This window comes from Peribacillus butanolivorans (genome assembly GCF_001273755.1).
Lineage (GTDB): Bacteria > Bacillota > Bacilli > Bacillales > DSM-1321 > Peribacillus > Peribacillus butanolivorans.
Genome location: NZ_LGYA01000005.1, coordinates 471,842 through 484,846, shown reverse-complemented (window position 1 = coordinate 484,846; position 13,005 = coordinate 471,842). Strand labels below are relative to the sequence as shown.

General features: G+C 39.5%; 13 protein-coding genes. 2 read left to right on the top strand and 11 right to left on the bottom strand.

The window, feature by feature from the left end; all coding sequences use genetic code 11:
• The first annotated feature begins 147 nt into the window (after positions 1-147).
• Both AKG34_RS24285 and yunB read left to right on the top strand, forming a co-directional pair.
• Positions 148-1,137: a M23 family metallopeptidase gene (locus AKG34_RS24285; RefSeq protein ID WP_053348697.1), complete on the top strand. Its 990-nt coding sequence runs from the start codon at positions 148-150 to the stop codon at positions 1,135-1,137.
• Between the two features lie 87 nt (positions 1,138-1,224).
• Positions 1,225-1,977 carry a sporulation protein YunB gene (gene yunB / locus AKG34_RS24280; protein WP_053348696.1) on the top strand — a complete coding sequence of 251 codons (753 nt, stop codon included), beginning with the start codon at positions 1,225-1,227 and terminating at the stop codon, positions 1,975-1,977.
• A 24-nt stretch (positions 1,978-2,001) separates the two neighbouring features.
• Here yunB and AKG34_RS24275 read toward each other — a convergent pair whose 3' ends face one another.
• The 11 genes from AKG34_RS24275 to AKG34_RS28415 form a co-directional block, all read right to left on the bottom strand.
• The gene (locus AKG34_RS24275; RefSeq protein WP_053348695.1) at positions 2,002-3,099 is read right to left on the bottom strand and encodes an HD-GYP domain-containing protein; all 1,098 of its coding nucleotides are present in this window, start codon (positions 3,097-3,099) and stop codon (positions 2,002-2,004) included.
• A gap of 178 nt (positions 3,100-3,277) precedes the next feature.
• Positions 3,278-3,571, bottom strand: a complete 294-nt coding sequence (locus tag AKG34_RS24270) for a YunC family protein (RefSeq protein WP_207196218.1) — start codon at positions 3,569-3,571, stop codon at positions 3,278-3,280.
• Positions 3,572-3,641: 70 nt separating this feature from the next.
• Positions 3,642-5,027: a bifunctional metallophosphatase/5'-nucleotidase gene (locus AKG34_RS24265; RefSeq protein ID WP_053348693.1), complete on the bottom strand. Its 1,386-nt coding sequence runs from the start codon at positions 5,025-5,027 to the stop codon at positions 3,642-3,644.
• 13 nt (positions 5,028-5,040) lie between these two features.
• Entirely contained in the window at positions 5,041-5,868 is an 828-nt protein-coding gene (locus tag AKG34_RS24260) for a sulfite exporter TauE/SafE family protein (protein WP_053348692.1), read from the bottom strand.
• 87 nt (positions 5,869-5,955) lie between these two features.
• Complete coding sequence (locus tag AKG34_RS24255) at positions 5,956-6,804, bottom strand: DUF72 domain-containing protein (RefSeq protein WP_053348691.1); 849 nt, start codon at positions 6,802-6,804, stop codon at positions 5,956-5,958.
• A gap of 136 nt (positions 6,805-6,940) precedes the next feature.
• Complete coding sequence (sufB, locus tag AKG34_RS24250; protein WP_053348690.1) at positions 6,941-8,338, bottom strand: Fe-S cluster assembly protein SufB; 1,398 nt, start codon at positions 8,336-8,338, stop codon at positions 6,941-6,943.
• A gap of 56 nt (positions 8,339-8,394) precedes the next feature.
• Positions 8,395-8,823 (bottom strand): Fe-S cluster assembly sulfur transfer protein SufU, encoded by a 429-nt coding sequence (gene sufU, locus AKG34_RS24245; RefSeq protein WP_053348689.1) that lies wholly within the window; start codon positions 8,821-8,823, stop codon positions 8,395-8,397.
• Positions 8,813-10,042 (bottom strand): cysteine desulfurase, encoded by a 1,230-nt coding sequence (locus AKG34_RS24240; protein WP_053348688.1) that lies wholly within the window; start codon positions 10,040-10,042, stop codon positions 8,813-8,815. Before AKG34_RS24240 ends, sufU begins: the two co-directional genes overlap by 11 nt.
• The gene (gene sufD, locus AKG34_RS24235; protein WP_053348687.1) at positions 10,042-11,343 is read right to left on the bottom strand and encodes a Fe-S cluster assembly protein SufD; all 1,302 of its coding nucleotides are present in this window, start codon (positions 11,341-11,343) and stop codon (positions 10,042-10,044) included. The genes AKG34_RS24240 and sufD overlap by 1 nt, the downstream gene beginning before the upstream one ends.
• A gap of 15 nt (positions 11,344-11,358) precedes the next feature.
• Positions 11,359-12,144 (bottom strand): Fe-S cluster assembly ATPase SufC, encoded by a 786-nt coding sequence (sufC, locus tag AKG34_RS24230; protein ID WP_053348686.1) that lies wholly within the window; start codon positions 12,142-12,144, stop codon positions 11,359-11,361.
• Positions 12,145-12,594: 450 nt separating this feature from the next.
• Positions 12,595-12,798 (bottom strand): YuzK family famiily protein, encoded by a 204-nt coding sequence (locus tag AKG34_RS28415; protein ID WP_053348684.1) that lies wholly within the window; start codon positions 12,796-12,798, stop codon positions 12,595-12,597.
• Positions 12,799-13,005 lie beyond the last annotated feature (207 nt).

Genomic DNA, 13,005 nt, shown 5'->3' with positions numbered 1-13,005 from the left:
TAACAATAATAATACATTTAGACAAGTTATAGTGAGTTTCCCATCATTTATTTTTCATGTTTAAAGCTAAATCAGTAAAACTTATAAAAGATAGACAAACTGATGTCTTTATAAATACGGATAGCAATATGAAAGGAGCCTGCCCCGTTGAAAAAAGTATTCCTTTTTACCCTAGCTTGTTTGTGTTTTTTGAATACTCAAAGCCTAGTTGCAAATGCTGCTGACACCCCTGATCCTTATCCAGGGAGAATGGAGCTTTATAAAAACATGGAAACAACTCTCCAAATTCCTTGGTATTATCTAGCAGCAGCTGATCAATATGAGCATAGCCTGAGACTTGCCCGCAGGGACCTAGAGCCGGCAAAGGGCTTAATAGGGATTAATATTGAACCTTCTAAGTGGAGAGGGGCTCTTAATCCCAACTTAAATGATGTAAATCCGCTTACAATCACATTTTTTGATGGATTAGGTCAAGATGGGAATGGTGACGGGAAAGCTGATATTACCAATGATACCGATCGTTTATATGCCTTTGCAAAGTATCTTCTTAATTACGGAACTGACGAAGATAATATCCGGATCGGCCTCTGGAATTATTATAAACGAGATAAAACAGTTAGCATAATTATCGGCAACTCCATGATTTATAAAAAATATGACCGGCTGGATTTGCAGGAGAAAGCTTTCCCTGTTCCAGTAAGGACTCATTATACGTATTTAAATACATGGGGAAGTGCTCGTGGGTGGGGCGGCAGGAGAATCCATGAGGGAACTGATATTTTTGCAGACTATAGCCTTCCTGTACGGTCAACTAGTTATGGAATTGTTGAAATGAAAGGCTGGAATAAATTCGGAGGGTGGCGAATTGGTATTCGTGATTTAAATAATACGTATCATTACTTTGCCCATTTAAGTGGTTTTTCTGATGGATTAAAAGTCGGCCAAATCGTTGAGCCTGGCCAAATAATCGGTGGTGTCGGCAGTACGGGTTATGGTCCTCCAGGTACATCCGGTAAATTCCCCCCACATCTTCATTACGGAATGTACAAAGACAACGGAATAACAGAGTGGAGCTTCGACCCCTACCCTTATTTAAAGATGTGGGAAAGGAAAGATTTAGCGAAAAAGCAAAAGTGAGCAGCGGGAAATTTCCCGCTGCTTTTTTTTGAAACGAACATAAACCCCTGAACTTTATGCATAAGTATTAGTAAAGGGGGCTAAAGCGTGTTCCGAAAAAGATTTCGCCCAAAAAAATTCCGAAAAAAGGGACCTCTTCCTACCCGAAAAGTATTTCTCTATTCTTTTATCCTTTTTATCATATCGAGCATCTCTACACTCTGGTATGTTGATAAAGCAATCGAACCCGTTATCATGAGCGTGGCTGAAAAAGAAATCACGCGTATTGCTACAGAAACGATTCATGAAGCTGTTGATGAGAATATATCAAAGGTTGATATGAAAGAAATGATCACTACCAGCAAAGGCGGTGAGGGGGCCCCTTCTTCTTACAGCTTCAATCCAACGATTTATAGTGAATTGAGATCCAACATTACTAAAGATATTCAAAATAAACTAGGAATCAAAAAAGGAAACCCTTTTACTGAAACCGGCAAAGCGAAACTCAATGATGAACAATATAAAAGCGTTGTGTACTATATACCTCTTGGTGTAGTTACCGGAAATAACCTTCTTTCAAATTACGGACCTGAGATTCCTGTGAAAATGTCTGTCATTGGAAACGTTGAATCAGATTTAAAGACCAAACTGACCAACGCTGGTATCAATAACATTTATTATGAATTAACCGTTGATTTTAATGTCAATATTCAAATTGTCATCCCCTCACTATCTGAGGAAACTAAGGTGAGTCAGGAAGTAAAGGTTGGAGATATACTGATTAATGGTGACGTACCTAGTTATTACAGCAACGGAAGCGGCTCAGTCCCTCCGGCCATTATGAAGGATAGCAAGGAATAAAAAAACAGCTTAACCAGTAACAGGTTAGGCTGTTTCTTGTATGTTTAGGCATTTCCTAATCAGCAAGTGCAGGTTTTTCTTCAAATTCACTTCATAGGGCTCTACTATCTGTTCACCATTTTCCTCAAGGATTCGTATCATGGGACGGTCTCCTATTCCCTCATTTTGAGCAGTCACGACCCCTTTTCTCCCATCATTCAATTCAATAAATAGTCCATTTGGGTATATAGCAACCGCCCGGCGGAAAGCCTCAATGATCGTATTATCAAACTTCCTTCCTGCTCCGGCATAAAGAATTTCCAAGCCCTCATGCGGCATCATAGCCTTGCGGTAAACCCGGTTAGACGTAACGGCATCAAACACATCAGCCACGGCAATAATCTTACCGAAATAATGGATTTCATCCCCTTTGATACCACGGGGATAACCAGATCCATCTAATCTTTCGTGATGCTGATAAGCACAATTCGCAACTAGGAGTGATACAGTGTGTACATTTTTTATAAGTTGGAACCCATAATCGGCGTGCTTCTTGATTTGCTCAAACTCATCTTCTGTTAACTTACCGGTTTTTCGTAAAGTATCCACAGGGACAAGTATTTTCCCGACATCATGCAAGATCGCTCCAAGCCCAAGAGCTTCTAGATTCTTTTTATTTATGTTCAATTCCATCCCAATTGCCAGTGTATATAAGGTCACATTAAAGGAATGAGTAAAAATATAATCATCATATGTATAAACATCAGCCAATAAAGTCAGTAACTCTTTATTCCTGTTCAACTCTTCCATGATGTTTCTTACTATTTGAGTGAACTTAACGTTGGCCTTCTCTATCGTAAACGAACCATCCAGCTTCATATTTTTTTTCAAGTCCAGAAAAGTGCTTTCTATCGTTTGAATAGCGTCTCGCCTTAATCCCCCAGCGATTGTAGGCGCAGGAATAATGTCATCCGTCCTTGAGTCTTGAATGTAGACAAAGGGAATATTAAGGAAAACCAGTCGATTAATCATGTTCTGCGTTAATGTTAGGCCCTCAGCCAATAGGATATTACCCCGCTCATTATAGATGCTTTTTCCGAGCTTGGCTCCTGGGGTGAGAGACTCTGTAATAGATAGCCTCATAATTATACTCCGTTTCCCCATTCAAGATTTGTAAATCCACGTTCATATTCCTTTATAAGGATTATCGGACAATATCTAGAAAAATCAATCCGTTATTGTACATATTTGTAAAAAAATATTGATTTATCTAGTTGAATTAAAAACAAGGCTCCCTCTAGATAAAGGAAAGCCCTCCTGATTAAATCATTTTCATTAATGCCTTTTTTCCAATCATCCCTGGATGAATGCCCTTTTCCGCGGCCTCCCATGTAACCGATTCAAGTGGTGCATCTAAAAGCTCTTCAATCGACTTAACACCAGTTGCCCTTCCTGCAAGGATCTTACGATTTTTCAATTTATCATTTAGTAGTCCGATATCTAGAGCACCGCACATTATATACCCTTTTTCGGACGCGACAGCAAGCAAATTGGTTTTGGGCAGTTGGACAGAAATAGCTAGGAATGTATGATTTTCAAGTATTATTGGCATCATGTTAATCAATTGGTTTCGCCCCTTTCTTCCCCATACTTTATGAAAAAAAGGGAGAAACCGTGTTTATAGCCTATTCATTCGGATATACTTTTTTCAACTTCCATAATAGGATATCCCGTAAAAATTCCGGCAATAAGTAATCTTTTCGATTAGAGCGCTGGATACTTGGAAAGAAGTGCCCAAACGTGAACATATCCGGTATCGCAAGTTTATAGGACTTATGAGGCTGAAGCTTTTCCCCATTTATAAGAATCTCTTTTACTATTCCTTTTGTAACTTCTTTAAATTCTATTTGATCATAATGCATGACTCCCATGATTTTCCCACGGAAACCGAACCCCTTTACCTGAATATGAGGCCACTCCTCATTTCTCGATTGCATTAAGATTTCCTTTAATTCATTACCGTTAACCTCAACGATGCATGGATTAATCGGGTGTGGACAGATTCGATGAATATCCCCTTTTGTGACAGGTCCCTTTAACAAACCATCAAGTAGCAGGCCTGCATTCAAAAAGGTACAATCTGCCTCACTCCACTCCCTTAAAGCCTCCCCAAGGATTTCAGTAAGCGGACTAACTTTAAACCATTCATTTTCCAAAGACTCGGGTAAGTTTACTGCGACTTGTTGAAGAGTCTCTCCTCCGGCCTGGTACATCTCTTCAATCCAAGATCGTTCATTCTCTAATTCTGGAAGATCGTTTGTATCATAGAGCATAGCCCTCTTTTTACAGACTTTCATTTCTTCATTGACGGACATTTCTACCTGTCCAATAAAAAAGCCATATTTCCCAGCACCACAAAGAAGCGTATTATTGACTAATTTGCCTTGATGAAGTATGTGATGGGTATGTGCACCAAGAATGACATCAATCTCGGGAAAGTCCTCTGCCATTCTTTCGTCATCATGAATGCCTAGGTGGGAAAGTATGATGATTGCATCTGCTTCACCTTTAATCTTATGTAGCTGTGTCTTTAATTCCGCAAATGGTTCGGTTAGTTCCCAACCCATAGCTGAATAAAACTTTTGAAAATAAGCAGTCAATCCTATCATGGCAATCTTTGTACCTTTTGCCGTCGTATGTATCCAATAAGGCAGCGCCCATTCCGGTCTTTCATTATTCTGGTTATAGATATTGGCTGCCAGCACTTGGAACTTTGCATTCTCATATAAGGAGTCTAACGCTTCATGCGGCAAAGTGATTCCTTCATTATTGCCGATTGTTACATATTGATAACCCGCTTCATTCAGCAGTTCAATATTCCCTTTCCCTAAAGTACCTTCTGTATATGGGTGCCAGCGATCAACATGATCTCCTATATCTAGTATGATCGCTTCTTCTCCCGTTTCTTGATGAAGTTGTCTTCTTTCTTTAAGAAACTTATCAATACGAGGCCAGTTTTCAAAATGACTATGAAGATCATTGGTGTGATATATATGAATGATTTCTGACATTTTTTCCTCCTCGTTATCCTGTAATACCTTGGTATATAAGACGTAGACCAATGATTATCAGCACAATTTTCAACATTTTTTCGAGCGATGTACTTTTTAAGCGTGTATTAATAAATGCACCCAATTTTGCGCCAAACCAGGCTCCGGGAATAAGGGCAAAAGCATATGGCCAATTTACATTACCAAGCGAAATATGTGCAATCGAATTAGTAATGGAAGACAGAAACACCATGAACATCGACGTCGCTACAGCCATATGCGGCGGGAAGAAGAACATCAGTATCATTACTGGAACCATTAAGGAACCTCCGCCAATCCCAAATAAACCGGAACTGAATCCAACGACTAAAGCAATTAATATCGCTACCAGAGGGTAATATCCATAAGAAGATACTTGTCCATTTTTATTTTTATACGTTTTTACGACCTTCCCTGTTCCAGGTTTGAATACCATAGGCTTCAGGCGGCCTTTTACTAATAAAACCAAAGCCATTAATACCATGAAGATTCCAAAGTACAACGAAAAGGCTTCCACATCAAGGTTTTTATTAACATAGGCTCCAATTATTCCTCCAGGAGCACTGCCTATAAAGAAAATTAAGCCAGCCTTATAATCGACTACTTTATGCTTCATATAGGATAAAGTAGAAGATAACCCGGTAAAAATCATAATAACAGTTGAAACACCGACGGCGACTTGAGGTGTTAGTTCATCGATAATATCTGTCGATGTACCTAGAAACAAAAGGGAAGGTACTATGATTATGCCGCCACCCAGGCCAATGAGAGCGCCGATTGAGCCTGCTAATAACCCGATACCCACTAATACTAACCATACCATGAAGAAATCCGCCTTTATCTGTTTGTGGGCCTCGCGATCCCTTACTAGTTTGTCACATCAGCTAATTTATTAATTATATAATGACGCTTAAAACAAACCAAGCTGCTTAGGGGCTAGCCCTTCATATTCTATACCAAGCATCTCAATCATCTGCTTGGCATTATCTGCGGCATCTCCGCCTGAGTTATTATTGAAAAGGACATATATATCCTTACTCTGTTTTTCTAATTTCCTGATTTTCTCCACCCATTCGGTCAATTCCTGATGATTGTATCGGTATAAATAACGAACTTCCCGCCAATTATCCCCTGAAGAAGGCTTTTGCCAACCATGGATATTGCGGCCATGAAGGCGAACTAAGGTTTTATCTGGATGTATAGACTCGAGCACAATAGGAATGGACCCTTCTCCTGCCTGCGGCTCATCACATACAGTATGAATCCAACCTTCCTTTTGGATAAAGTCCAGGGTTTGCTGATACATGTTGGGTCTGTACCAGCTTCGATTCCGGAACTCAATAGCTACTGGAGTATCCCCCATCTCTGCTTTGCACCACCGTAAATAGTTTACATTCTCCCGCTTACAATCAAACCATGGTGGAAATTGAAACAGCACCATTGCTAGCTTGCCGGCTTTTTGATAGGCTTCAAGAGAGTCACGGAAAGCTTTAAACATTTCTTTTTTATTTTCAAAAGGAATTTCTCCACGCTGATGCCCTGTCATCCCTTGATAGGCTTTTACAACAAATTGAAAAGGAACCGGTGTCTCGGATACCCACTTTTCGCTGTTCCTCTTAGGCTGGACCGCATAAAACGAAGCGTCCACCTCCACTACAGGAAAATGAGCCACATACTCTTTCAGCTTATCACGTTGGGACACCCCGTCACGATACAAACTATCATGATCACCCCAACCAGTCACCCCAACATAAATCATCTGCACCACTCCTTTTAGGGGTCAGACCCCATTTCCCGAATTATTTCCCAAAAGAAAAAGCCTGCCGGATCTACCTGGCAGGCTTTTTATATGAATCGGTTATTCTAAAATGCACTACAGGCAAATTAGTCGGTTATTATCCGATTGAGCCTTCCATTTCGAACTTGATCAGACGGTTCATTTCAACCGCATATTCCATTGGAAGTTCTTTTGTAAATGGTTCGATGAAGCCCATAACGATCATTTCTGTTGCTTCTTGCTCGGAGATTCCGCGGCTCATCAGGTAGAACAATTGCTCTTCTGATACTTTGGATACCTTCGCTTCATGTTCAAGAGAAATGTTGTCATTCAGGATTTCATTGTAAGGGATTGTATCAGATGTAGACTGATTATCCATGATTAATGTATCACACTCAATGTTAGAACGAGCTCCATCCGCTTTACGTCCAAAGTGAACGATACCACGGTATGTTACTTTTCCGCCTTGTTTAGAAATTGATTTTGATACAATAGTTGAAGATGTATTTGGCGCAAGATGAATCATTTTTGCTCCAGCATCTTGGTGTTGGCCTTTTCCAGCAATAGCAATAGATAATGTCATACCACGAGCACCTTCACCTTTTAAGATGACAGCAGGATATTTCATTGTCAATTTAGAACCAATGTTTCCATCAATCCACTCCATTGTTGCATTTGCATCACAAACCGCACGTTTCGTAACCAGGTTAAACACGTTGTTTGCCCAGTTTTGAATCGTTGTGTAACGGCAGTAAGCATCTTTTTTAATGATGATTTCAACAACTGCACTATGAAGAGAGTTAGTTGTATAAACAGGTGCTGTACAACCTTCTACATAGTGAACAGATGCTCCTTCATCCACAATGATTAGCGTACGTTCGAATTGACCCATGTTTTCAGAGTTGATTCGGAAATATGCTTGAAGCGGAGTATCTACTTTAACACCTTTTGGTACATAGATGAAAGATCCGCCTGACCATACAGCTGAATTCAATGCCGAAAACTTATTATCAGTAGGCGGGATTGTTTTACCGAAATGCTCACGGAAGATATCTTCATTTTCACGAAGTGCAGAGTCCGTATCTTTAAACACGATACCCAAATCTTCTAATTCTACTTTCATGCTGTGGTAAACTACTTCGGATTCATATTGAGCAGAAACACCTGCTAAATATTTTTGTTCTGCCTCAGGAATTCCTAATTTATCAAAAGTTTGTTTGATTTCGTCAGGTACTTCATCCCAAGATTTCTCTGATTTCTCTGATGGTTTAACATAGTATGTGATTTCATCAAAGTTCAAGCTTTGCATGTCGCCGCCCCATTGAGGCATTGGCATATTGTAAAAATGCTCCAATGATTTCAAACGGAAATCAAGCATCCATTGCGGTTCATCCTTCATTCGAGAAATTTCTTCCACGATTTCTTTTGTCAGACCACGCTTTGAACGGAAGATGGAAACATCTTTATCCGCAAAGCCATATTTATAATCACCAATTTCAGGCATTTTCTTAGCCATAGCTCGTATTCCTCCATTTCAAATGGCTGAATCTACAACAGCTCATTTTAATTAATTTATTCCTTTAATCCCTTTTCCATGGCTTTCCAAGCTAGAGTTGCACACTTGATACGGGCTGGGAATTTCGAAACGCCTTGAAGGGCTTCAATATCCCCAAGGTCAATCTCATCATCATATTCTTTTCCTTGTATCATTAAGGAAAAAGTCTGGGACATTGCTAGAGCGGTATCAACGTCTTTGCCCTTAATGGCTTGAGTCATCATAGAAGCTGAACTCATGGATATTGAACAACCATCACCATCGAATTTAACATCGCTGACTTTGCCATCTTCAATCTTCATCGTTAAACGAATCCGATCGCCGCAAGTTGGATTATTCATATCGATTGTCATGCTACCATCTTCTAGCATACCCTTATTACGTGGCTTCTTATAATGATCCATAATGACTTGACGGTAAAGTGTATCTAAGTTATCAAAAGACATTACTGAAATACTCCTTCGTTTTAACAAGCCCGGACACAAGCTTATCAATATCTTCTTCCGTGTTGTAGAGATAGAAACTTGCTCTTGCTGTCGATGATACGTCAAGCCATTTCATTAATGGCTGTGCGCAGTGATGACCGGCACGGACAGCAATTCCATCTGCATCAAGAACGGTAGCGACGTCATGTGGATGAACGTCATTAATATTAAAGGTTATTACACCCGCACGCTTTTCTGCATCTTTAGGACCGTAAATAGTCAGCCCTTCAACTGCAGACATTTTCTCCATTGCATAAGCTGCAAGTTTATGTTCATGCCGTTCAATATTATCCAAGCCGATTTCTTCTAAGAAATCAATTGCAGCCCCAAGGCCAACTGCGCCGGCAATGATTGGGGTACCGCCTTCGAATTTCCACGGGAGTTCTTTCCATGTAGACTCATACAAACCTACAAAATCAATCATCTCTCCGCCAAATTCAATCGGCTCCATTTTTTCAAGAAGTTCTTTTTTACCATATAATACGCCGATACCTGTTGGACCGACCATTTTATGACCTGAGAAGGCAAAGAAATCACAATCCAAATCACGAACATCCACTTTTAAATGCGGCGTGCTTTGTGCCCCATCCACAACCATGACAGCATGGTGTTCGTGAGCAATTTTTGCGATTTCCTTCACAGGGTTGATAACACCAAGCACATTGGAAACCTGCATAATGGAAACGATTTTCGTTGCATCTGTAATTGTAGCCCTCACATCATCAAGGGAAATCGTTCCATCCTTTTGAAGCGGAATATATTTCAGTACAGCACCTTTTTCTTTAGCCAACTGCTGCCACGGAATAATATTACTGTGATGCTCCATGTAAGAGATAACAATTTCGTCGCCCTCTTTTACATTTGCTCCACCGTAACTTCTTGCTACAGTATTTAAAGAAGTTGTTGTTCCTCTTGTAAAAATGATTTCTTCTGTAGAAGAAGCATTAATGAATTTACGCACCTTTTCACGTGCACCTTCATACGCATCCGTAGCTTTTGTTCCAAGTGTATGCACCCCGCGGTGAACATTCGAGTTGTATCCGCGGTAATATTGCTCAATCGCTTCAATCACTGCAGCCGGTTTTTGAGAGGTTGCAGCACTATCTAAATAAACTAATGGCTGACCATTGACTTCTTGATCTAATATCGGAAAAAGCTTACGAATTTCGTATGGGTTCATTACTGTACTTTCCTTTCAATGACCGCTACTAATTGTTTTTTAACTCCTTCAATTGGAAGCTGGTTAACAACAGGGGCCAAGAATCCGTGAATGACAAGTCTTTCTGCTTCTTTTTTAGTAATACCACGACTCATTAAATAATAAAGTTGAAGCGGGTCAACACGTCCGACAGAAGCGGCATGCCCAGCCGTTACATCATCTTCATCAATTAAAAGGATTGGATTGGCGTCTCCGCGTGCTTTTTCACTTAACATCAGTACGCGTGATTCTTGTTCAGCATTGGCCTTTGTAGCACCATACTCAATTTTCCCAATTCCATTAAAAATGGAGGATGCTCCGTCTTTCATAACACCGTGCTTAAGGATATAGCCCTCAGAGCGTTTGCCATAATGAATAATGGCTGTCGTAAAGTTTTGTTTTTGTTCCCCGCGGCCGACTACAACGGTTTTAGTATCACCGTGAGAGCCATCGCCCATTAGATATGTTGTGTTATCTGAAATCGTATTTCCATCGTTCATTAGGCCAAGTGCCCACTCAATACGAGCGTCACGTGCTGCTACTCCACGGCGGTTAACATATGTCGTAAAACCTTTCGAAAGGGTATCAACTGCTCCATATTCCACTTTAGCATTCGCATTTGCAAATACTTCAGTTACGATGTTAGCAATACCTTCGTTAGACTCAACGCTTGAGAAGTAGTTCTCTACATATGTTACAGAGCTATTATCTTCTGCCACGATTAAAACATGGTTGAAAAGTGTAGTTTCAGGGTTATCCAACAAAAATACTGCTTGAATTGGATCTTTGATCTCTACATTTTTTGGAACATAAAGGAATGCACCACCGTTAACTAATGCAGCATGTAATGCTGTTAAACGGTGCTCATCTATTTTAACTCCGTCCTTCATGAAATATTTTTGTACGAGCTCAGCATGGTCACGAGCCGCTGTAAAAATATCAGTGAAAATAACGCCTTGTTCTTTTATTTTTGCTGACAAATTAATATGTGCCGGCGTATTATTGCGTTGAATGTATAAGTTTTCATTTCCTTCAATGATGGATTTAATTTCTTCCGGAAGCTCATCTAAAGAGGTAAAAGTTTCACTTTCAACTGTATGAGTCTTGAAAGAAGTAAAATTCCATTTATCGATTTTTGTTTTATCCGGCTTTGGCATTGGGAGCTTTTCTAATTCAGAAAACGCTTGAATTCGAAGCTCAGATAGCCAAGCTGGCTCATTATTTTTAGTTGAATAAGAGCTTATGTCCTCTTGTTCAAACGGTAATTTCGTTTCTGTAGTCATTGCAAATCCTCCTACTTACGCTTCTTCGCCAACAGTTTCGTCTTCAATGCCTAATTCTTGTTTGATCCAATCATAACCTTCTGCTTCTAAACGTGCAGCTAGTTCAGGCCCGCCTGATTTTACAACACGGCCTTGCATCATTACATGTACGTAATCAGGAGTGATGTAATTTAATAGACGTTGGTAGTGAGTGATGATTAAACATCCAAAGTCTTCTCCGCGCATTTCGTTGATTCCTTTTGAAACGACTTTAAGAGCATCGATATCTAGCCCAGAGTCAATTTCATCTAAAATAGCGATTTTTGGCTGAATCATCATTAATTGAAGAATCTCGTTACGTTTTTTCTCTCCACCGGAGAATCCTTCATTTAAATAACGTTGCGCCATATCTTCATCCATTTCAAGGAAAGCCATTTTTTCGTCCATTTTACGGATGAATTTCATCAATGAAATTTCATCGCCTTCTTCACGACGTGCATTGATAGAAGAACGTAAGAAGTCAGCATTTGTAACACCACTGATTTCGCTTGGATATTGCATAGCAAGGAAAAGACCAACACGTGCGCGCTCGTCAACTTCCATTTCCAATACGTCTTCACCATCGAATGTGATGCTGCCGCTTGTTACTTCATATTTAGGGTGACCCATAATTGCTGAAGATAAAGTGGATTTACCAGTTCCATTTGGTCCCATGATTGCATGGATTTCTCCGCCTTTTACTTCAAGGTTAACCCCTTTTAAAATCTCTTTACCCTCAATTGATACGTGAAGATCTTTAACCGTTAATGTAGAAGCTGACATAATAATACCTCCGTGAACTAATTCCTATTTTATTACCAGAAAGTAAAAACTACTTTCTTTACTATTTATTTTTCATAAAAGCATTCTCACTTTATTCTCATTCCAATTTTATAACAAATCCAATTTGGAATCAACTAATATAGATAGGGGTTTCCACTTCTTTCATGATGAAAACCTGTCCTATTGTTACAAATCCCACTGTTATAGGCTATTTACAGCAAATAGAGCCTTATTTTAGCTTTTCTTATTTAAAACTTATTATTCAACAAACCTTCGTTCTTATTAATATATGTCTAAAAAACCTTAATTGGAAGGTACGTATTACCTTTGTTAAAGAAAAAAAGGTCTGCTAGGTGTTATGTAAGTTAATCTAATAAGGAAACCCTTATTTTCTAGACCACTTATCATTTTACCTCTACAGACCGATCTTTTAAAGACTCTTTTATATGCTTAACCGTGAATTTTACGTTGTAGGTCAATGACCATTTTGTTGCACTTTTCATGTTCCTTATCTCGTTCTTTCTCAACCTCGATACGGAGGTCTAAATTTCTGCTGTACTCATTATAGCCAATCCCATGTGATAACTGCATCGCTTTTTCCATTTCGCTTGTTACATTTAAATCTAAAGTATTGATAGTGAACCATCCTTTCAAATTTGTGAATCACTTTATTACTCTATTAATTCTATACCCTTAGTTTTCATCTTTAAACTTGAACTACCCACCACTTATCGACCTTACGGTCTGATTGTAGTGGGGGATTCCTAAGAACATTAGCCTATCGGCCAATTTTTAATTAGGCTACTCCCGTAGTTCCTACGGTTAGAAGCCTTATGGCTTCATTCATTAGATTGAGTCCTG

What these genes read in the sequence shown, in the direction of transcription:
- sufB (WP_053348690.1), bottom strand. Translation starts at nt 8,338, where the DNA reads ATGGCTAAGAAAATGCCTGAAATTGGTGATTATAAATATGGCTTTGCG.
- AKG34_RS24275 (WP_053348695.1), bottom strand. Translation starts at nt 3,099, where the DNA reads ATGAGGCTATCTATTACAGAGTCTCTCACCCCAGGAGCCAAGCTCGGA.
- sufU (WP_053348689.1), bottom strand. Translation starts at nt 8,823, where the DNA reads ATGTCTTTTGATAACTTAGATACACTTTACCGTCAAGTCATTATGGAT.
- sufD (WP_053348687.1), bottom strand. Translation starts at nt 11,343, where the DNA reads ATGACTACAGAAACGAAATTACCGTTTGAACAAGAGGACATAAGCTCT.
- AKG34_RS24265 (WP_053348693.1), bottom strand. Translation starts at nt 5,027, where the DNA reads ATGTCAGAAATCATTCATATATATCACACCAATGATCTTCATAGTCAT.
- AKG34_RS24255 (WP_053348691.1), bottom strand. Translation starts at nt 6,804, where the DNA reads ATGATTTATGTTGGGGTGACTGGTTGGGGTGATCATGATAGTTTGTAT.
- sufC (WP_053348686.1), bottom strand. Translation starts at nt 12,144, where the DNA reads ATGTCAGCTTCTACATTAACGGTTAAAGATCTTCACGTATCAATTGAG.
- AKG34_RS24260 (WP_053348692.1), bottom strand. Translation starts at nt 5,868, where the DNA reads ATGGTATGGTTAGTATTAGTGGGTATCGGGTTATTAGCAGGCTCAATC.
- AKG34_RS24240 (WP_053348688.1), bottom strand. Translation starts at nt 10,042, where the DNA reads ATGAACCCATACGAAATTCGTAAGCTTTTTCCGATATTAGATCAAGAA.
- AKG34_RS24270 (WP_207196218.1), bottom strand. Translation starts at nt 3,571, where the DNA reads ATGATGCCAATAATACTTGAAAATCATACATTCCTAGCTATTTCTGTC.